Source organism: Chryseobacterium sp. SIMBA_028 (genome assembly GCF_046535285.1).
Lineage (GTDB): Bacteria > Bacteroidota > Bacteroidia > Flavobacteriales > Weeksellaceae > Chryseobacterium.
This window is the reverse complement of record NZ_JAWRWZ010000933.1, coordinates 1-221: the sequence shown is the minus strand read 5'-3', so window position 1 is coordinate 221 and position 221 is coordinate 1. Positions and strand designations below refer to the sequence as shown.

The following is a 221-nucleotide window of genomic DNA, read 5'->3' as shown; positions in this document are numbered from 1 at the left end:
GAAGACAAATCTAGTCTGCGGACTTTTATTGTTAGGCATGCTTACTGTTTCCCTCAATTCCTGTAGGACAGATGAGACGCTGACAAGCACAGAACAAACGCAAAAGGAGAAAATTGCCTTTTTTGAACGATTTGAAACGGAAAGAAGCCTTTCCAAAAATGCAGCATCCAACAACTATGCACTCCCCTTTGGAAACTCCATGCTCGCCTACTTTGAGAAGT

The 221-nt window shown here is 42.5% G+C and carries 1 pseudogene; it reads left to right on the top strand.

Annotated features, from left to right (window positions below):
• Nucleotides 1-221, top strand: a pseudogene (locus SCA31_RS25945) (hypothetical protein); the annotation flags it as partial.